Annotated in this window: 19 protein-coding genes and 1 tRNA gene; 17 read left to right on the forward strand and 3 right to left on the reverse strand. The window is 30.0% G+C overall.

Annotated elements, in window-relative coordinates; all coding sequences use genetic code 11:
• Positions 1–39 precede the first annotated feature (39 nt).
• The 11 genes from acsE (at position 40) to hisJ (ending at position 10,408) form a co-directional block, all read left to right on the forward strand.
• Positions 40–846: a carbon monoxide dehydrogenase/acetyl-CoA synthase methytransferase subunit gene (gene acsE, locus KGF45_RS14240; protein ID WP_227433444.1), complete on the forward strand. Its 807-nt coding sequence runs from the start codon at positions 40–42 to the stop codon at positions 844–846.
• A 56-nt stretch (positions 847–902) separates the two neighbouring features.
• Positions 903–3,029 (forward strand): acetyl-CoA decarbonylase/synthase complex subunit alpha/beta, encoded by a 2,127-nt coding sequence (gene acsB / locus KGF45_RS14245; protein WP_227829476.1) that lies wholly within the window; start codon positions 903–905, stop codon positions 3,027–3,029.
• Positions 3,030–3,115: 86 nt separating this feature from the next.
• On the forward strand, positions 3,116–3,493 hold the full coding sequence (gene gcvH / locus KGF45_RS14250) for a glycine cleavage system protein GcvH (protein ID WP_003418363.1): 378 nt from the start codon (positions 3,116–3,118) through the stop codon (positions 3,491–3,493).
• Between the two features lie 112 nt (positions 3,494–3,605).
• Positions 3,606–5,534, forward strand: a complete 1,929-nt coding sequence (gene acsV / locus KGF45_RS14255; RefSeq protein WP_227829477.1) for a corrinoid activation/regeneration protein AcsV — start codon at positions 3,606–3,608, stop codon at positions 5,532–5,534.
• Between the two features lie 67 nt (positions 5,535–5,601).
• Entirely contained in the window at positions 5,602–6,474 is an 873-nt protein-coding gene (locus KGF45_RS14260; protein WP_227829478.1) for a radical SAM protein, read from the forward strand.
• Complete coding sequence (locus KGF45_RS14265; RefSeq protein WP_227829479.1) at positions 6,471–7,409, forward strand: radical SAM protein; 939 nt, start codon at positions 6,471–6,473, stop codon at positions 7,407–7,409. The genes KGF45_RS14260 and KGF45_RS14265 overlap by 4 nt, the downstream gene beginning before the upstream one ends.
• 46 nt (positions 7,410–7,455) lie before the next feature.
• Positions 7,456–8,271: a lipoate--protein ligase family protein gene (locus KGF45_RS14270; RefSeq protein WP_227829480.1), complete on the forward strand. Its 816-nt coding sequence runs from the start codon at positions 7,456–7,458 to the stop codon at positions 8,269–8,271.
• A 150-nt stretch (positions 8,272–8,421) separates the two neighbouring features.
• Positions 8,422–8,613 carry a CooT family nickel-binding protein gene (locus KGF45_RS14275; RefSeq protein ID WP_227433438.1) on the forward strand — a complete coding sequence of 64 codons (192 nt, stop codon included), beginning with the start codon at positions 8,422–8,424 and terminating at the stop codon, positions 8,611–8,613.
• 18 nt (positions 8,614–8,631) lie between these two features.
• Entirely contained in the window at positions 8,632–9,048 is a 417-nt protein-coding gene (locus KGF45_RS14280; protein WP_227433437.1) for a DUF3842 family protein, read from the forward strand.
• A 15-nt stretch (positions 9,049–9,063) separates the two neighbouring features.
• A complete protein-coding gene (locus tag KGF45_RS14285; protein ID WP_227842781.1) occupies positions 9,064–9,417 on the forward strand; it encodes a zinc transporter in 354 nt (117 codons plus the stop codon).
• Between the two features lie 211 nt (positions 9,418–9,628).
• Complete coding sequence (gene hisJ, locus KGF45_RS14290) at positions 9,629–10,408, forward strand: histidinol-phosphatase HisJ (protein WP_227842782.1); 780 nt, start codon at positions 9,629–9,631, stop codon at positions 10,406–10,408.
• A gap of 234 nt (positions 10,409–10,642) precedes the next feature.
• Here hisJ and KGF45_RS14295 read toward each other — a convergent pair whose 3' ends face one another.
• A complete protein-coding gene (locus KGF45_RS14295; RefSeq protein ID WP_227829483.1) occupies positions 10,643–11,521 on the reverse strand; it encodes a DUF4300 family protein in 879 nt (292 codons plus the stop codon).
• 553 nt (positions 11,522–12,074) lie between these two features.
• Here KGF45_RS14295 and KGF45_RS14300 point away from each other — a divergent pair.
• Positions 12,075–12,587, forward strand: a complete 513-nt coding sequence (locus KGF45_RS14300; RefSeq protein ID WP_227829484.1) for a hypothetical protein — start codon at positions 12,075–12,077, stop codon at positions 12,585–12,587.
• 373 nt (positions 12,588–12,960) lie between these two features.
• Here KGF45_RS14300 and KGF45_RS14305 read toward each other — a convergent pair whose 3' ends face one another.
• Positions 12,961–14,058 carry a pyridoxal-phosphate-dependent aminotransferase family protein gene (locus KGF45_RS14305; protein ID WP_227829485.1) on the reverse strand — a complete coding sequence of 366 codons (1,098 nt, stop codon included), beginning with the start codon at positions 14,056–14,058 and terminating at the stop codon, positions 12,961–12,963.
• A 290-nt stretch (positions 14,059–14,348) separates the two neighbouring features.
• On the opposite strand from KGF45_RS14305, the gene glpK reads away from it, so the two are divergent.
• Positions 14,349–15,875, forward strand: a complete 1,527-nt coding sequence (glpK, locus tag KGF45_RS14310) for a glycerol kinase GlpK (RefSeq protein WP_227829486.1) — start codon at positions 14,349–14,351, stop codon at positions 15,873–15,875.
• Between the two features lie 39 nt (positions 15,876–15,914).
• Entirely contained in the window at positions 15,915–17,033 is a 1,119-nt protein-coding gene (locus KGF45_RS14315) for an ethanolamine utilization protein EutH (RefSeq protein WP_227829487.1), read from the forward strand.
• Positions 17,034–17,141: 108 nt separating this feature from the next.
• Here KGF45_RS14315 and KGF45_RS14320 read toward each other — a convergent pair whose 3' ends face one another.
• Positions 17,142–17,906 (reverse strand): DeoR/GlpR family DNA-binding transcription regulator, encoded by a 765-nt coding sequence (locus KGF45_RS14320; RefSeq protein WP_227829488.1) that lies wholly within the window; start codon positions 17,904–17,906, stop codon positions 17,142–17,144.
• A 259-nt stretch (positions 17,907–18,165) separates the two neighbouring features.
• On the opposite strand from KGF45_RS14320, the gene KGF45_RS14325 reads away from it, so the two are divergent.
• From KGF45_RS14325 to KGF45_RS14335, 3 genes are all read left to right on the forward strand, one after another.
• Positions 18,166–18,256, forward strand: a tRNA-Ser gene (locus KGF45_RS14325).
• Positions 18,257–18,351: 95 nt separating this feature from the next.
• Positions 18,352–19,140, forward strand: coding sequence for a flagellar motor protein (locus KGF45_RS14330; protein WP_227829489.1), 789 nt, complete (start codon positions 18,352–18,354; stop codon positions 19,138–19,140).
• Between the two features lie 20 nt (positions 19,141–19,160).
• A complete protein-coding gene (locus tag KGF45_RS14335) occupies positions 19,161–19,901 on the forward strand; it encodes a flagellar motor protein MotB (RefSeq protein ID WP_227842783.1) in 741 nt (246 codons plus the stop codon).
• Positions 19,902–19,983: the final 82 nt, after the last annotated feature.

Consider the following 19,983-nt stretch of genomic DNA (forward strand, 5'->3'; position numbering starts at 1 on the left):
ACTAACTATTAATATTAAATTTAAAGGGGGACATTATAAATGGAAAAATTTATGATTATAGGTGAAAGAATACACTGTATCTCACCTTCAATAAGAAAGGCATTAGCAGAAAGAGATCCAGCTCCAATATTAAAAAGAGCAAAAGAACAATTAGAAGCAGGAGCACACTATATAGATTTCAATATAGGACCTGCTGAAAGAGATGGCGAAGAGATAATGACATGGGGAGTTAAGCTACTTCAATCTGAATTTAACAATGTTCCTATAGCATTAGATACAGCTAATAAAAAGGCTATCGAAGCTGGACTTAAAGTTTATGATAGAACTAATGCAAAACCAATAATAAACTCTGCTGATGCTGGTTCAAGATTTGATTTAATAGATATAGCAGCTGAATATGAATCAATGGTTATAGGTTTATGTGCAAAAGAAGGTATCCCAAGAGATAACGATGAACGTATGGCTTACTGCCAAGAAATACTAGAAAAAGGCTTAATGCTAGGAATGGAGCCAACTGATATATTATTTGACCCATTATGCTTAGTTATAAAGGGTATGCAAGAAAAACAAGTAGAAGTTTTAGAAGCTATAAAAATGATGACTGAAATGGGACTTTTAACTACAGGAGGATTATCTAATGTATCTAATGGATGTCCTAAACATGTTAGACCTGTTTTAGATAGCGCATTCTTAGCAATGGCAATGGCTAATGGATTTAGTTCAGCTATAATGAATCCATGTGACCCAGAATTAATGAAAACTGTAAAATCTTGTGACATAATCAACGGGGCATCTTTATATGCAGACTCTTTCTTAGAGTTAAATGAAGGTGGATTTGCTTTCTAGGGTTTTTAGGGTATAGTTAATAAAAAATAGGTGTAAATATTAAAGGGGGAAATAGAATGAATCTATATAATATAATCTTTACAGGGTCAGAACAAGCTTTAGGTGCGGCTCAAGCTATGTTAGCTGAAGCTATAGAAAAAAACGGAAAAGAACATAAAGTAGCTTTCCCTGATACAGCATATTCATTACCTTGTATATATGCTGCAACAGGACAAAAAATGAACACTTTAGGGGACTTAGAAGGTGCTTTAGAAGTAGTAAAATCTTTAATCAATAGAACTCATTTATTAGAACATGCTTTTAATGCTGGTTTAGCTACTGCTTTAGCGGCAGAAGTAATTGAAGCATTAAAATACTCAACTATGGATGCTCCATATAGTGAGCCATGTGCAGGTCATATAACTGACCCTATAATCAGATCACTTGGTGTACCACTAGTTACAGGAGATATACCTGGTGTTGCAGTTGTTCTTGGTGAATGTCCTGATGCTGAATCAGCAGCAAAAGTTATAAAAGACTACCAATCTAAAGGTTTATTAACTTTCTTAGTTGGTAAGGTTATAGACCAAGCTATAGAAGCTGGAGTAAAAATGGGTCTTGAGCTAAGAGTTATACCTCTAGGATATGATGTAACTTCTGTTATCCACGTTGTATCTGTTGCAGTAAGAGCAGCATTAATATTCGGTGGATTAACTCCTGGTGATTTAAACGGATTATTAGAATACACAGCTAATAGAGTTCCTGCATTTGTAAATGCATTTGGACCATTAAGTGAATTAGTTGTATCTGCAGGTGCTGGAGCAATAGCTTTAGGATTCCCAGTTATAACTGACCAAACTGTTCTTGAAGTTCCAATGAACTTATTAACTCAAAAAGATTATGATAAGATAGTAGCTACTTCATTAGAAGCTAGAGGAATAAAAATAAAAGTTACTGAAATACCTATACCAGTTTCATTTGCAGCAGCATTTGAAGGTGAAAGAATTAGAAAGAGCGACATGTTTGCTGAATTTGGTGGAAATAAAACTGAAGCTTGGGAGCTTGTTGTTAAGAAAGAAGCAACTGAAGTTGAAGACCATAAGATAGAAATAATAGGACCAAACATAGATGAAGTTGAAGCTGATGGTGTATTAAGATTACCACTTGCTGTAATAGTTAAGATAGCTGGTAAAAACATGCAAGAAGATTTCGAACCAGTTCTTGAAAGACGTTTCCACTACTTCTTAAACTATATAGAAGGTGTAATGCACGTTGGACAAAGAGATATGGCTTGGGTAAGAATCTCTAAAGATGCATTTGATAAAGGATTTAGACTTGAGCATATAGGAGAAGTTTTATATGCTAAGATGTTAGATGAATTTGAATCAGTTGTTGATAAGTGTGAAATAACTATAATTACAGATGCTGAAAAAGTTTCTGAATTAAAAGGTGAAGCAATAGCTAAGTACAATGCGAGAGATGAGAGATTAGCTTCATTGGTTGATGAAAGTGTAGAGACTTTCTATTCTTGTAACTTATGTCAATCATTTGCACCAGCTCACGTTTGTGTTGTTACTCCTGAAAGACTTGGTCTTTGTGGAGCAGTTAGCTGGTTAGATGCTAAAGCTACTAAAGAATTAGACCCTACAGGTCCTTGTCAACCAATAGAAAAAGGTGAATGTTTAGACGATAGAACAGGTGTATGGAACTCTGTAAATGAAACTGTAAACCAAATATCTCAAGGTGCAGTTGAAGCTGTTACATTATACTCTATATTAGAAGACCCTATGACTTCTTGTGGATGTTTCGAGTGTATCTGTGGTATAATGCCAGAAGCAAATGGATTTGTTGTAGTTAACAGAGAATTCCCAAGCGTTACTCCAGTTGGTATGACTTTCGGAGAACTTGCTTCTATGACAGGTGGAGGAGTTCAAACTCCAGGATTCATGGGACACGGAAGACACTTCATATCTTCTAAAAAATTCGCTTATGCAGAAGGTGGACCAGAAAGAATAGTTTGGATGCCAAAAGAATTAAAAGATTATGTAGCTGATAAATTAAATGCTACAGTTAAAGAAATGACTGGAATAGAAAACTTCTGTGATATGATTTGTGACGAAACTATAGCTGACGATTCTGAAGGTGTATTAGCTTTCTTAGAAGAAAAAGGTCATCCAGCATTAGCTATGGAAAGTGTAATGTAATTGATGGAAAATTTGAAATAATGTGATATAATATTAATATGATTTAAATAAATTAATCAATAATATAATATTGGGGGTCTATCGAAATGAAATTATTACCAGAATTAAAATACTCTAAAGATCATGAATGGGTAAAAGTAATTGATGGAGATGTTGTATATATAGGTATAACAGATTATGCTCAAGATCAATTAGGAGAAATATTATTTGTTGAAACACCAGAAGTAGAAGATACTGTAACTAAGGGAGTAGATTTTGGAGTAGTTGAATCTTCTAAAGTAGCTTCTGATTTAATATCTCCTGTTAATGGTGAAGTATTAGAAGTTAATGAAAAATTAGAAGATGAGCCAGAATGTATAAATGAAGACCCATACGAAAACTGGATATTAAAAGTAAAACTAGCTGATGTTGCTGAGCTTGATACATTATTAAGTGATAAAGAATATGAGGCTGGATTAGAATAATTAAAGACTAGGGATGTTATTATAATTGGGGAAAGTATAGTAAAATTTGAGTGCACGCAAATTTAGCTATACTTTCCTTTTATAATATATAGAACAAATTGGGAGGGATATCATGATAAAGGTAAATTTTATGCCAAACAATAAAGAAGTTTATTGTAACGAGGGGGATATATTACTAGAAGTAGCAAGAAATGCAGATATATTCATAGATGCTCCTTGTAATGGAAATGTATCTTGTGGTAAATGTAAGGTGAAGTTGTTAAAAGGTAAGGTTGATACAGAAAAAACAAGACATATAACAGATAACGAATGGGAGCAAGGTTATATATTAGCTTGTTGTACAAAAGTAATCTCAGATATAGAAATTGAAGTTCCTTCTAAAGTATCATCTTCTATGCATGGTATGAAGATAGAAGGTAGTAATAAACAAAAAGATAGAGGACTTTTTGAGAGAGCTAAAAAAATAATAGAAAAGCATAACTTACAATTTAAGACAAATATAAAGAAGAAATACATAGAAATGGAAGAACCAAACTTAGATGATAATATAAGTGATGTAGATAGATTAGAAAGACATGTTAGAAATCATCTGGGGTACAATGAAATAGATTTTAGATTAGATATACTTAGAAAGATGCCAACGATATTTAGAAAGAGCGATTTCAAAGTTACAATAACATATGTTCAAAAACAAAAGAAACTTACAATCATAAATATAGAAGAAGGAAATAAGGAAAATTCTCTGTATGGAGTTGCAATAGATATTGGTACAACTTCGGTAGTTGTATGTTTAGTAGACTTATATTCAAAAGAAGTAGTAGATAAAGCATCATCTGGAAATGCTCAGATAAAATATGGAGCAGATGTTATAAATAGAATTATATATTCGGCTAAGAAAAACGGATTAGAAACTTTACACAAAGCTATAGTTGATGAAACTATAAATCCTCTATTAAAAACATTATATGAAAGAAATGGCATAAATAAGGAGGATGTAGTCACTTTAGTAGCTGCTGGAAACACAACTATGACAAGTTTATTTTTAGGAGTGTATACAGACTTTTTAAGACAAGAACCTTATATACCTCCATTTTTAAAATCTCCAAAACTTATGGGTGAAAATGTAGGCCTTTTTGTAAATGACAGTGCATATGTGTACTTAGCTCCATCTGTAGCAAGTTATGTAGGAGGAGACATAACAGCAGGGGTATTATCAGCAGGGATATGGTCAAGTGAAGAAAATGTTTTATTTATAGATTTAGGTACCAATGGAGAGATAGTATTTGGAAATCAAGACTATATGATGAGCTGTGCATGTTCAGCAGGTCCTGCATTTGAAGGTGGAGGCATAAGCTGTGGAATGAGAGCATCAGCAGGAGCAATAGAAAAGGTGGCTATTGATAAAGAAACTTTAGAGCCTACATTAAAAATAATAGATGAATGTGCGCCAGTTGGTATATGTGGTTCTGGTATAATTGATTTAATTTGCCAAATGATTACTAAGGGTGTAATAGATAGAAGAGGTAAGATATACAGAGATTTAAACAATAAGAGAGTTAGATTTAATGAACATGAAATAGGAGAGTATGTATTAGCATTTAAAGAAGAATTTGATTTGGAGAATGATATAGTAGTAAATGAAGTGGACATAGATAATTTCATTAGAGCTAAAGGAGCTATATATTCAGGAGCATATACTCTTGTAGATAGCTTGGGTATGGATTTTAGTATATTAGATAGAGTTTATATAGCAGGTGGTATAGGAAATAACTTAGATATAGAAAATTCAATAATTATAGGATTACTTCCTGATATCGATAGAGAGAAATTTACTTATATAGGAAATAGTTCACTTGTTGGTTCTTACTTGGCTCTTATAAGTAAAGATGCCAAAAATAAACTTGAAGAAATAGGTAGACAAATAACTTATGTTGAACTTAGTGTTTATCCAAGTTACATGGACGAATTTATTTCTGCATGCTTCTTACCACATACAAATATAGAGCAGTTCCCAACTGCAAAACAGCTACTAGAAGAGTAAAATATCAAAATATAAATGCATAGATAGAGGAGTAAAACATAAAAACATTACTGTAGAGGATTAAATTATGTATAAGGATTTGTCTGAAAAAATAAGAACTGCGTTTGACATTAAATTAAGTAATTTCGGAAATGAGATAGAGTTTGCTTATCCTAATCAGACGCTAGCTCTTAGTACGACAAGTAATAAGTGTAGTCTTAAATGTGCTCATTGTAATGGTCACTATTTAGAAAATATGATACCAATTGAGGATTATGAAGAAAAAGTTAAATCAAGAAATATAACTAGTTTTTTATTAAGTGGTGGTTGTAGTTATGAAGGTGATGTCCCAATAAATACTCATATACAGACCATTAAAGAATTAAAGGAACAAGGCTACAGATTAAATGCTCATTTAGGGCTTATGGATAAAGAGAGTATTATAGAATTATGTAAGTATTTAGATATGGTTTCTTTCGACTTGGTGTTTGATAAAGAAACTATAAAAGAAGTTTATAAAATGGATAAAAGCAAAGACGATTATATTAAAACTTACAATACAATAAGAGAAAATACAGAAGTAGCACCACATATATGTATTGGTTTAAAAGGAGGAAAAGTAAAAGGTGAGTATGAGATTATAGAATACTTACAAAAAAATCCTCCTAATAAACTGACATTTATAGTTCTTATTCCCACGAGAGGTACTGAATATGAAAATGTAGAACCTCCTAAGTTGGAAGAAGTAGCAGATGTTTTATGTGAAGCGAGAATTAATTTACCAAATACAGAGATTAACCTAGGTTGTATGAGACCTAGAGGCGTATATAGAAAAGAGTTAGACCAATTAGCTATAATGTGTGGAGTTAATAAAATAGTTCTGCCATCAAAATCTGCTAAGAACAAGGCTATAGATATGAATATGACAATAACTGAATGTAAGGAGTGTTGCGTTTTATGATTAGACTATCATCAGGAACAGCAATAGAACTTGGAATATTAAATAAAAAAAGCGATATACCTCCTACTACAGCATATATAATGATTGGGGAAAAATGTATAAACAAATGTAGTTTTTGTTCTCAATCAATAGAAAGCAGTACTAGAAAAGATAAATTATCAAGAGTAGTTTGGCCAGAGTATTCTAAAGAGGAAATACTGGATGCTTTGAGAGCATATAAGGGAAAAAATATAAAGAGAATATGTATACAATCAATGGCAAGTGAAGAGGCACATAAATCTGTCTTAGATTTTATAAATTATATAAATGGTAAAATAGATATGCCTATTTCATTGTCTGCAAAGTTAGAAAGTGATGAAGAAATAAATAAGTTTTTTTCTGCTGGAGTAGATAAAATAGGAATAGCGATAGATGTAGCAAATAAGGAATTATATGAAAAAATAAAAGGATATAATTATTATGAAAAATTGAATTTTATAACAAAAATGTCAAAGTTATATCCTAATAAAATCAGCACACATATAATTGTTGGTATGGGAGAAAGTCATGAAGATATATACAACTTATATACTTATTTAAAGAAGAACAATATAACTGTTAGTTTATTTGCATTTACTCCAGTTAGAGGAACTAAAATGGAAAAAATAAGTCAACCAAATATAGAAAGTTACAGAAGAGTACAGCTAATGTCCTATATGGTAAATAAAGATTATTCACAAGAATACTTTGAATTTAAAAATGGATACTTAGAGAATATAAAACTCGATGATGAGATTGTATCAGATATAAACAGGGGTTACCCTTTTGAAATAAGAGGCTGTAAGGATTGTAATAGACCGTATTATAATGAAAGACCAGGAAGTACTATATATAATTATTCAAGACCTTTAAATCAAGATGAGATAGATTTGTCTATAAGAGAACTAAATCTGTAAATGATTTCTTGAATATATTTATACTAAAGATTGGGGCGTAATAATCATGAATCAGTGGAGAGTTATACATAATAAATCATATGATGGTGCAATGAATATGGCAATTGATGAAGCTATATTCACTGCATATAAAAAAGGCTGTGTGAAGCCAACACTTAGATTTTACACTTGGAAGCCAGCTTGCTTGAGTGTAGGATATTTTCAAAAACTTGAAGATGAGGTAGATTTGGATAAGTGTAAGTGCATGAATATAGACTGTGTCAGAAGAATCACAGGAGGAAGAGCTGTATTACATGATAATGAGCTAACTTATAGTATAATTATAGGAGAAGATAATCCTTTAATTGATAAAAGTATAAATCTATCTTATAGATATATAAGTGAAGGTTTAGTTAGAGGATTGAATTTAAGTGGTATAGAAACAGATAACTTAAATAGTGGAGAGAGAATAGGTAGAGAAAATTTATCAGCTGCATGCTTTAATGCACATGCATCATATGAAGTTACTATTAATAATAAAAAGGTTATTGGAAGTGCTCAAAGTAGAAAAGATGGTGTTTTGTTACAGCATGGTTCAATAATAATGGATTTTGATGTAGAAAAATTGTTTAAATTAATAAAGACTAAAACACCAGAACTAAAGGAAAGAGCAATGAAATTTACAGCTAAAAAGGCCAGTGGAATAGAGAATGAAATTGGTAAAAAAATAGACATAGATACTCTACAAGCTAATCTAATAAAAGGACTGGCTAGTCAATTTAATGTTGAGTTTGTAGAAGAAGAATTGACTGATTATGAAAAGCAATTAGCTGAAGAATTATATAAAAAATACAAGGATGAAGAGTATAATAAAAAGCGTTAACTTTAATTGACTTTAGGCAAATTAAAGTGATATACTTAAGGTATAATAATATACAAAAATTGAAATCATGAAGGTTTCTTTGGTGTATTGAAATACCTGAGGAAGTCTTTTTTTGATTTTTAATAAAAATCATATTAGGAGGAGATTTATATGTGTGAATCATCAGCTTTCATTTGTAAGAATAACAATGAATTAGAAAAGGTTATGGAAAATGTGGTTAATATAGACCCTTGTGATGGAAAGATTTATTTAACTGATTTATTAGGAGAACAAAAAATAATAGATGGAATAATTAAAGAAATAAGATTGATGGACCATAAGATAATAATACAAGAAAATTAATTAATAGGGGAATTTCATATGATAATAGCAGTGATAGATGGAATGGGTGGAGGTATAGGAGCCCAGATAGTTTCTTCTTTGAGAGAAGAATTACCTACATATGTAGAAATTTATGCACTAGGAACTAATTCTATAGCAACTAGTTCTATGATGAAGGCTCATGCTAATAAAGGAGCTACAGGGGAAAATGCTATAGTAGTATCAGCTAGAAAAGCCAATATAATAGTTGCACCTATTTCTGTAATAATACCTAATTCTATGATGGGTGAAGTCACTTGTAATATAAGTGAAGCTATTGCAGATAGTGAGGCACTTAAGATACTTTTACCTATTATGCCAGAAAATATAGAGTTAGTTGGATTAGAAGGTAAACCATTAGCACTACTTGTAAAAGATTCTGTTAATGTTATAAAAAAAGAATTTAATATAAAATAACAGGGGGAATAACTAATGATGTTTGATAAAGAGATTGTAAGATACCACCATGGGCACCATGACCATGACGACCATTGCCATGAACATACTCATGGAGATATATGTCACGAACATCCACACGACCATACTCATGACCACGACCACGAACATAATCATGAAGAATCATCAGAGTCTAAAGATGAGAAAACTTTAAAAATACTTTTAGTGCATTGGATAAATCACAATGAGACTCATGAAGAAGGATTTAGAGAGTGGGTAGAAAAGGCCAGAGCTATTGGAAAAGAAGAAACTGCAAAGAGTATTGAAAAAGCTATAGAGTGTATGGAAGAAGCAAATAAAATGTTATTAGAGGCTAAAAAACATATGTAAATATGATTGTTAAAATCGCTTATATATTTTGATATAGGCGATTTTTTATGTTTTATTGATATTTAATTATTGAAATTTCTAATGAGTATGTACTATACTTTAATGAGGAAATTTATTATAGACTGAGTTATTTAATATATCTCCGCCTTTAAAAGTTACTGAAGGCAGTTAAGTATACGTAGTTCAATTTAATAAAAGGAGAGCATTAGTTATGAAAGATGGTCATATACATTCACCTTATTGTCCTCATGGAAGTAAGGATGATTTTGAAAAATATATACAAAGGGCAATTGATGTTGGTCTAACAGAAATGACATTTACAGAGCATTTTCCATATCCAGAGGGATTTAAAGACCCTGCACCCGAAAATGATAGTTGCATGAATCTTGAAAATTTATCAAATTACCTTAATGATGTTAAAAATTTTAAGCAAAAATATGAGGGTAAAATTAAGATAAATGTAGGAGCGGAAGTAGATTTTCTTGAAGGTTATGAAGAAGGCATAAAAAACAATTTAGATAAACATGGTGATGAATTAGAGGATTCTCTATTATCAGTACATATAATTAAAATTGATGGTGATTATTGTTGTGTAGACTATAGTGTAGAAGAGTTTCAAAATCTGATTGATAAGCTTGGAAGCATTGAAGCTGTTTATAATAAATATTATGAAGCATTAATAAAAGCTGTAAATGCTGACTTGGGTACATATAAACCAAAGAGAATAGGTCATTTAAATTTAGTTAGAAAGTTTAATCAAGTATTTCCATATGATTATGAAGGAAATAAAGTTCTTGAAGAATTAATAAAGTTAGTTAAAGAAAAAGGATATGAACTTGACTACAATGTTTCTGGAAACAGAAAAAAATACTGTAAAGAGCCTTATGTAGATGGATACTTATTAGAATTAGCAAAAAAATATGATATTCCATTGGTTTTGGGCTCAGATTCTCACTGTGCAGAAGAAATAAATAATTATGATATAGGCTAAAGATGTATATATTATAATCTTAAAGTTATGATAATTTATATTTTTAAAGTATTTATTTAAAAGACTGTAAGTAGATTTATGTAAAATAAATCTACTTACAGTCTTTTTGTTAAATTAGAAAATATCTATAGATTTGTTCAGTATTAGAGTTTCACAATTAATATTTTTTCGTTGATATTAGCCTACTTTTACTTATCTTAACAATCATAAAGATAATTTTAATGTTTAGAAATATTACTGCATAAGTTTATCATTTTCCATTATTATTGGGTCTAGTAATTCTACATCTCCTTCTGACATCTTTAATCTATTGAACATATAATTTTTCACATCTTTTTTACTTTTGAACTTAGTAACTTGGTAAGGGGATGTAGAACCATATTTTTCTATAAATAAAATATCTTTATCAGTCTTGATACATATACCTGTATGACCTATAAATACATTTTTAGTTTCTGGATAACGAAGAAATCCACTTATAATAGACATATTTTTATTATCTTTAAAAGATATTTTTCTTTTTTTCCATTCTTTTTTTATTTGTTCTGCATTTTTATTTATATCATCTGTGTATTGAGTTGGTATTGCAGAAAAAAAGTTAATAAATTTTTCTACATCCTTTGAGCTAAATTTTGCATCTCTATTATTCATTATAGTATCTAAATCAATACTTAAATCGATAGAATCTCCAGTAAACTTCTCTTTTGAGTTTATGAAATCTTTAAAAAGTCTAAAAGCTGTTATTCTGCAATTTACATCCATATAGTTAGGAAACTTTTCCATCCAGTTATCTTGTAATTTATCTAAATTATATGGAACCTGCTTTGTGTTAATTGAACTATATCCAGACTTAGATATATTTACATTGTCTTGAAGTATTTTAATTTGAAGTTTGTTGTAGCTCCTAACTGATTTAATAAAAATATCAATATTTTTCTTATCTACTCTATTTTCTTCTAATACATTTTTTACTTGATTTTGTGTCTTTTTATCTATCATGTTTGAGTATACTAATCTGTTATTATCTTTAATAGTTGAATATGCAAAGATTGTAAGCATGCTTGATAACACTAAAACAACTGACAATATTGCTATTAGTAAATTTTTTCTCATCTGTTTTTCTCCTTTATAAATTTATTTTGTCGACATATTTATAGTATATAGTACATTTAATTTTAGCTTCAACATGTTTTTAATTACAAAACTGTTGTAAAAAATATAACTTTATTTAAAACTTTTTTTTAATATATAAAAATATATACTAAATAGGGGTATGTATTTTTTGAATTTTCAACTAATTTATTTGGATATTGATTATATGATTTTATAAGTCAAAAATAAGTAAACTATCAATGAAATATATAGTGAGATTAGTTTTTTGAATGTAGTATTTTTAGTAAATAAGTAGGTTTGAGACATATGATAAATTTTATTTTATTAAAAACAAAGTTTATTAAGTTCAATAAATACAATATTAGAGTAATTAAAAAGTTTAAAAATTTTATTTTTTTAATTCAACTATTCCCCAAAAAGGCAGGTTTTAAGGAAGAGTTAAATTAAAAAGTTTGGTTACATAATAGTAATTTTAGTTACAAGAATGAAACTGTAAAAATTAGATTTTTATTTATATAATTTCACTAAGAACATTTAATTTAGGAGGTAAAATATGAAGTTAAAAAAATTAAAAACTGGTATGGTCATGGCATTGACAATAATAGCTATTGGGACGTCATTGATAAATGTATCAGCTATGGAATTAAACAGGAGTGAAGAATTTGAGATTAAGTACAGTGAAATGAAAAAAGAATTTCAAGAAGAGTATGGAAAGGAAGATGAATTCAAAGTCGTATTAGATGATGAATTTACAAAAGAAGAAGTAAATGGAGCTAAAGGGATTATAAAGACAACTAATAAAATGAATAATGAAGTTGTAGTTTTAAATTATTTTGATGAAATGAAATCAGGAATTGAATTTGAATTAAAACCAAAAGCTGAAAAAAATGCAATTTTAAGAGCTGAGTTTCAACAGGGATATGGAAAGGAAGATAAATTTAAAGTTGTACTAGATGATGAATTCACAAAAGAAGAGGTAAATGGAGCTAAAGGGATTATAAAGACAACAGATAAAGAAACAGGTGAAGTCATTGTATATAATTACTTTGATGAGCTTGAAAAGTAATATTTAAAGTATTTAATAAAAAAAGAACTAAATTTAAAAGTATATAGTATTATGTATAGATTTTAAACTTATAATAATCTGTGCATTTAAATAGCCGAATTGTATCAAAAATATAAAAGAATCAAATATAAAAAGAGTTAAATATAAAAAGAATTGTATCAAAATAAATTTTTAATATAGGGGTGAACTTTACATATTAGAGTTCACCCTTATAAAAAAATATAAAACAACATTTGCCTATATTTAATGTTCAAGTATATTTTTGAATATGTTTATATAGAGTGACTATTTATAGATAGTTGTTATTTACAGGCTATAATCTAGTTTAACTTTAGATATTTACATAGTTTTTTTATTTCTGGTCTTTAGATATTTATATGGCCTTTTTAATTTCTAGTTTTGATTTTAAAATATCAAGGAATTTATAACAATCGTCTGGATAAATTTCTCCCATATTTGCAACTTGGAACATATTATCATCTAGAAATTTACCTTTTCCTGGATATACCACATAACCATTTTCTTCTTCTAGTTCTAATATAAATCTATTTATATCGATTTCTTTAGGAAGAAATACAGACGTAACAGTATTAGACATATACTTATCTGGAAGTAAAAATGTTAGACCTAGTTCTTCCATACCATTTCTTAAAATAGCAGAACATTCTTTATATCTTTCTATCTTACTGTCATCTTCTAAAAATTCAGTTAAAGCTTCATTAAGGGCAAATATTAAAGTGACATTAGGTGTATTTGGTGTTTGAGAAGATAATTTTGCAAGCTTATAATGTTTGTAAAGGCTAAGATACACATTTTTACATTGACTTTCTTTAATATTTTGTAAAACGCTTTCTTTAGCACAAAGGTATGCAGAGCCTGGAAATGCTCCAAGGGCTTTACCACCAACACCTGTTATTATATCTATATTAAACTCATCAACATCAATGTATTCACCAGCAGATGCACTTATTGCATCAACAAAAAATATTTTGTTATATTTTTTTGCAAGTTTTCCTAATTCAGGCACAGGATTTATCATTCCTGAACTAGTCTCATGAAATACCATAGCAATTACTTTTATGTCAGGATTTTCAAGTAAGTACTTTTCTAAAATATCTAAGTCTGGATATTCAGCCCATTTAAAGTCTGGCTTGTAGGTTTTAACACTATAAGCAGATAATATTTCTTCTAGCCTTTCTCCAAATACACCATTACTAACTAATAAAGCAGCATCTTCTTTGTCAAATATAGAAGATAATACACATTCATTTACAGATGTTCCAGAGCCAGATACAACTAGAGAATAATAATCATAAGTTGCATTATATAATTTACTGATTTTTTGCTGTGTATCTTTAAATAAATTCATGAATTCATTTCCCCTATGACATATATCATAGTGAAGAAGTGAATTTCTAACCCTATCTGTAACCATTACTGGCCCAGGACTAAATAGATATGTTTTTTTCATTGCAAATCCCCCTTAAAGTTTAATTTAAATTTTAGAATGACTGTTTATGTGTGGATATTAAAAGTTTATGTGTTAATTTAACTAGATTATAGAATATAATTAATGATATTGCAACAATATTTTAATTAAAATACTTTAATAATCAAAAAAAGTAAAAAATACAAAAAATATTGTAATAAATATTGTATAAATCCCCAAAATGATATAGAATATAAATAAGTTAAATAGATTTTATATTCGAAAAATAATAAAAAGTCTATTAATTCTGAAAATAAAGGGGGACGTTTAAAGTGAAATATGTATTAGCAATTGATCAAGGAACAACAGGAACAAGAGCAGTATTAATAAATGAAAAATCAGAGTTTGTTTTTAGTGATTATATGGAACATACTCAAATCTACCCACAATCTGGATACGTCGAACATGACCCTATAGAAATTTGGAATAACACAAAAACTGTAAGTAATAATGTACTACAACAAGCTTTTAAAAGTGGAATAGACGAAAGTGATATAAAGGGAATCGGTATAGATAATCAAGGTGAAACAGTAATGCTATGGGATAAAAATACAGGTATGCCACTATACAATGCAATAGTATGGCAGTGCAGAAGAACCTATGATTATGTTGAAAATTTAAAGAACATACCAGGATTGGAAAATAAGATAATAGATAAAACAGGACTAATCATAGACCCTTATTTTTCAGGGACAAAAATTAAGTGGATAATAGATAATGTAAAAGGTGTAAAAGAAAAAATCAAAAGTGGAGAAGTCCTTGCAGGAACATTAGATAGCTGGTTAATTTGGAAAATGACAGGAGGAAAGTTTTTTTTAACTGATGTTTCTACAGCAGCAAGAACCATGCTTTTTAATATAAGAGATATGGATTGGGATAGAGAATTACTTGATATTATAGGAGTTCCTAGAAGTATTTTAGCAGATATAATGCCTACAAGTGGTGATTTTGGGACCACAGATAAAGAGGCATTTTGTGGTGTATCAATAAAAATTACTGCTTCAATGGTTGACCAGCCAGCAGCTCTATTTGGAAATGGATGCTTTGAGCCAGGTATGGTTAAAAATACTTATGGAACAGGATGTTTCTTATATATGAATATAGGTGAAGAGCTGAATATAGCGGGGAATGGTATATTAACAACTGTTGCCTGGAAAATAGGAAACAAAATTACATATGCTTATGATGGTGGAGTATATATAGCAGGTGCTGCAATACAGTGGCTTAGAGATGGAATTGGAGTTATAAAAAATTACTCAGAAACTGATGATATGGCTAACTCAATACCAAGTACTGGTGGTGTATATTTTGTTCCAGCATTTGCAGGGATTGCAGCGCCTTATTGGGACCAATATGCAAGAGGTACAATGGTTGGTATAACAGGAAGTACTAAAAAAGAACATATAGTAAGAGCTACTCTTGAATCTGTTGCACTTCAGGTTAAAGATGTTGTTGACTCTATGAATTTAGCTTCAGGAAAAGATATAAAAATGCTAAGGGTGGATGGCGGAATTACAAAAAACAATTTTACAATGCAGTTTCAATCCGATATATTAGATATACCAATTGAAATTGCAGAAAATCCTGAGACAACAGTGCTTGGAGTAGGATATATGGCAGGTCTTTCCTGTGGTGTTTGGAATAGCATTGATGAAATTAGAAATGAGTTTACAATAAGCAAAAAATACACTCCAAATATGACCAAACAAAAAAGAGAAGAAATTTTGCTTGGATGGAATCAAGCAGTAAAAAGAGCTATGAATTGGGAAAACGATACCAGAAAGATGTGTGCTAATTAAAGTACAACATAGTATTTACATGTATAGGAGGAATTAAATATGCCCTTTGATAAAGTTATATTATATATAATGGCTGTAGGGGTGCTTTTAGGAGCATTAGATAGGATAATTGGAAATAAATTTGGGCTTGGTGAACAATTTGAAGAAGGCTTTAATTCAATGGGTCCACTAGCTTTAGGGATGGTTGGTATAGTATGTCTAGCTCCAGTTATCTCAAATGTATTAGGCCCTGTAATAATACCGATATTCAATTTATGTGGAGCAGACCCATCTATGTTTGCAACTATATTAGCAAATGATATGGGAGGGTATCCATTAGCGATGGAACTTGCACACAATAAAGAAGCAGGGATGCTTGCAGGATTAGTTGTATCGTCAATGCTTGGATGTACACTTGTATTTTCAATCCCAGTAGGATTAGGTCTTATAGAATATGAAGACAGACCATTTTTTGCAAAAGGGTTATTAATAGGGTTAATAACAATACCTTTTGGAGGGATTGTAGGAGGAGTGATAGCAGGATTTAATTTATCAATGGTGATTATAAATATGGTGCCAGTAATAATATTAGCAGTACTATTAGCAATAGGTTTGAAAGTAAATTCAACACTTATGATAAAGGGGTCTTTAGTTTTTGGAAAAATTATATCTATATTGATAACGATAGGATTAGGTGCAGCAGCATTTCAAGAAATAACAGGTATAGTACTTATAAAAGGAATGACACCTATAAGAGAAGGTATTCAAGTAATTGGAAGTATTGCAATAGTATTGTTGGGTACTTTTCCTATACTACATTTATTAGTTAAAGTTTTAAATAAACCACTTACAGCAGTAGGTGGAAAATTAGGTATGGATGCAACAAGTGCAGCAGGATTAGTTTTCACTTTAGCTAATAGTATTCCAGTGTATAAAATGATGAAAGACATGAGCCCAAAAGGAAAAGTAGTAAATACTGCATGGTTAGTCTGTGCAACAGCAGCACTAGGTGATCACCTAGGATTTACAGCAGGAGTAGTTCCAGAGATGATTACACCTGTTGTAATTGGAAAGCTAGTTGGTGGGGTATTGGCGATTGCACTTGCTATGGTAATGACAAAAGATTTAACAGCAGAAGAAGAGCAAAGTAGTAAAATGAAAAAAGATATAGTGACATAGCAAAGGCATAGTATAGTTTAGGTACAAATGGAGCTAAATAAATAATTATTTGGCTCCTTAACTTTAATCAATGATATTTTATAAGGAATTAAAAATCAATAATACAAACTAATTATCAGCGATGACTAAAGGTATTCCTTTTTGAGAAAATTCTATAATTATATCGTGGTCTATACTAGCAGATGTAATAATAGTATCTATATGTTCTATAGGAGCAACTGAAGCAAATGAATTTATTCCAAACTTAGGTGGCTCAACAACTACTATTGACTTTCTAGACCTTTCAATCATTTTTTTTCGAACAAGTGATTCTTCTAAATGATAGTCAGAAATACCATTTTCAAGTGTAATACCTCCAGCACCTAAAATTGCCTTATCAACATTAAATTGTTCAATTGCTGCTAATGTAAGTGGTCCAGAAAAAGAACCTTCAGTTTCTCTAAGATATCCACCAAGTACATATACTTTTATATTAGTATTCATAAGTTCATTTGCAACCAAAATTGAGTTAGTTATTACAGTTAAGTTTTTTTTGTCTTTTAAATTTTTTGCAACTTCAAGGACAGTAGTTCCAGTATCCATGAAAATAGTGTCATTTGTGTTTATAAGTTCACTACATTTAAGAGCAATTTGTTTTTTATCATTTGAATTTATCTTTTTTCTTTTAACATAGTTAAGTTCTACGCTACTTGCTATAACTGGTATAGCACCACCATAAACTCTTTTTAAAAGTCCAATACTTTCCATATGTGCTAAGTCTCTTCGAGCTGTTTCTATTGATATATCAAACATTTGGACTATGTCATTTATTTTAATTATATTATCTGATTCGAGAATACTTAAAATTTTCTCATATCTTTCCTGTGGTAACATGGAAAATCCTCCTTGGATTAATATTATTTTAGTTTTAAGCATAACTTATGATGAATTAAGGATTTATGTCTATATGTTAATGTGTGTATATTTAGTAAATAATATTATAAGCGTTATGCAAGATAATTTTACCATATTTCAAACTTACATTTAAGTAAAAAAGTGAAAATAGATATTTAATGACTTAAAATACCTTAAATTTCATAAATTAATTGACTAAAATATAATTTTATTATATAATTTAATTGCATAGAAATACGGAGAAGTACTCAAGTGGCTCAAGAGGATCCCCTGCTAAGGGATTAGGCTGGGTAACCGGTGCGAGGGTTCGAATCCCTCCTTCTCCGCCAATTATCAAAGGCTATTCTTATTGAAGGTAGTCTTTTTTGTAATGTCTATTAATAAAAACAACCTAGCAGACATGATTAAAGAAAGGAGGGAATATATGACAACTTTAATTTTCTTTATAGTGGGAATAGCATCTTTAGTGGTTGCTTTCGTTATTGATGGGGGACACATTGGAGCATTATTTGTATTCTCATCGGCACTTGTTGTTTTTGGTGGAACTATAGGAGCTGTTGGTGCTTCAACACCATTTCCTGTGTTCAAAAAATCCATAAAGATAATGTTGTTAGCCTTTAAAAATAAAAAGCCTAACAATATAGAAAATATAGTTTATTTTAAAGAAATTGCAATCAAAGCCAGAAAAGAAGGTCTTCTTAGTATTGATAAAGAAATAAGCGAAAATGATGAATTGGACCCATTTATTAGAAAAGGTCTTGAACTTATGGTAGACGGCGTTGATGCAGCTACAATAAGAAATATATTAGAATCTCAGATACAGATAACATCAAAAAGACATAAAGAAGGAATAGCAATATTCGATTCAGCAGGAGGGTATGCACCTACACTGGGAATCATAGGTACAGTTATGGGATTAGTACATATTTTAGGAAACCTTTCGAGTAATCCAGATGCACTTGGACCTCAGATATCTGTAGCGTTTTTAGCTACTTTATATGGTGTTGGTTCCGCCAATTTAATTTGGTTACCAATAGCATCAAAGCTTAAAGCTATAAATCAACAAGAAACTAATGAAAGACTTTTAGTAATAGAAGCGATACTATCTATACTTGAGGGCGATAATTCTAATTTAATGACAGAAAAATTAAAGATATTTTTAAATTCAAAAGAATTAATTGAACTTGGAGAAGCTGATGGTAGAGTTGAATAATATAAAAGGATGGAATATTTATGTTACATGATGAAGACGAAAAAGAAGAAAATAATGAGCGATGGCTTTTAACTTATTCCGACCTCATAACATTACTTATGATTTTCTTTGTCATAATGTATTCTATGAGTAATGTCGATGCAGAGAAATATAAACAATTATCTCAATCTTTAAGTTCTGCATTTGGTGGTTCTTCTGGAGTTATTGAAGGTGGACAAAGTAAAATAGAACCAGTAGTTGATCCAAACAATAATAATCTAGATAGTTTACAAAATCCTGAGTTTAAAGAAGTTGCTGAAAATATTCAAAATTATTTAAATGAAAGTGGATTGGCAAATTCGGTATCATTAAAAGCTCAAGATAGAGGACTAGTAATAAGTCTTAAAGATACTATCTTATTTGATACGGGAAAAGCTGTTATAATAAATGATTCTAGAGATAAGATTATTCAAATAGGTAAGATGTTAAATGAAATGAATAGTTATATAAGAGTAGAAGGTCATACAGATAACCTATCTATAAAAAATTCTGAATTTAAATCTAATTGGGATTTATCAGTCATGAGAGCAACCAATGTTGTCCAACTTCTTATTGATAGTTCAGGTATTGCACCAAATAAGTTGTCTGCTGTAGGATATGGTGAATTCAGACCAATAGCTGATAATTCATCTCCAGATGGCAGATCAAAAAACAGAAGAGTTGATATAGTCTTGGTTGATAGTAAGTTTGATGATGTAGAAAATGTTGGAGAAAATAAATAGTTAAATAAGCTATCTCAATACAGAATTATTTCTAATAAGGGATAGCTTTTTTATGCGAAAATTAAAAATAGATGGTTAGTAA

It is taken from the genome of Clostridioides sp. ZZV14-6154 (assembly GCF_020657785.1).
Classification (GTDB): domain Bacteria; phylum Bacillota; class Clostridia; order Peptostreptococcales; family Peptostreptococcaceae; genus Clostridioides.

Bases quoted from the DNA above. Each gene is read 5' to 3' on its own strand.
- KGF45_RS14295 (WP_227829483.1), bottom strand. From the start codon at position 11,521: ATGAGAAAAAATTTACTAATAGCAATATTGTCAGTTGTTTTAGTGTTA.
- KGF45_RS14260 (WP_227829478.1), top strand. From the start codon at position 5,602: ATGTATAAGGATTTGTCTGAAAAAATAAGAACTGCGTTTGACATTAAA.
- KGF45_RS14265 (WP_227829479.1), top strand. From the start codon at position 6,471: ATGATTAGACTATCATCAGGAACAGCAATAGAACTTGGAATATTAAAT.
- KGF45_RS14320 (WP_227829488.1), bottom strand. From the start codon at position 17,906: ATGTTACCACAGGAAAGATATGAGAAAATTTTAAGTATTCTCGAATCA.
- KGF45_RS14300 (WP_227829484.1), top strand. From the start codon at position 12,075: ATGAAGTTAAAAAAATTAAAAACTGGTATGGTCATGGCATTGACAATA.
- acsE (WP_227433444.1), top strand. From the start codon at position 40: ATGGAAAAATTTATGATTATAGGTGAAAGAATACACTGTATCTCACCT.
- KGF45_RS14285 (WP_227842781.1), top strand. From the start codon at position 9,064: ATGATGTTTGATAAAGAGATTGTAAGATACCACCATGGGCACCATGAC.
- KGF45_RS14275 (WP_227433438.1), top strand. From the start codon at position 8,422: ATGTGTGAATCATCAGCTTTCATTTGTAAGAATAACAATGAATTAGAA.
- acsV (WP_227829477.1), top strand. From the start codon at position 3,606: ATGATAAAGGTAAATTTTATGCCAAACAATAAAGAAGTTTATTGTAAC.
- KGF45_RS14270 (WP_227829480.1), top strand. From the start codon at position 7,456: ATGAATCAGTGGAGAGTTATACATAATAAATCATATGATGGTGCAATG.
- gcvH (WP_003418363.1), top strand. From the start codon at position 3,116: ATGAAATTATTACCAGAATTAAAATACTCTAAAGATCATGAATGGGTA.
- acsB (WP_227829476.1), top strand. From the start codon at position 903: ATGAATCTATATAATATAATCTTTACAGGGTCAGAACAAGCTTTAGGT.
- KGF45_RS14315 (WP_227829487.1), top strand. From the start codon at position 15,915: ATGCCCTTTGATAAAGTTATATTATATATAATGGCTGTAGGGGTGCTT.
- hisJ (WP_227842782.1), top strand. From the start codon at position 9,629: ATGAAAGATGGTCATATACATTCACCTTATTGTCCTCATGGAAGTAAG.
- KGF45_RS14280 (WP_227433437.1), top strand. From the start codon at position 8,632: ATGATAATAGCAGTGATAGATGGAATGGGTGGAGGTATAGGAGCCCAG.
- KGF45_RS14330 (WP_227829489.1), top strand. From the start codon at position 18,352: ATGACAACTTTAATTTTCTTTATAGTGGGAATAGCATCTTTAGTGGTT.
- KGF45_RS14305 (WP_227829485.1), bottom strand. From the start codon at position 14,058: ATGAAAAAAACATATCTATTTAGTCCTGGGCCAGTAATGGTTACAGAT.
- KGF45_RS14335 (WP_227842783.1), top strand. From the start codon at position 19,161: ATGTTACATGATGAAGACGAAAAAGAAGAAAATAATGAGCGATGGCTT.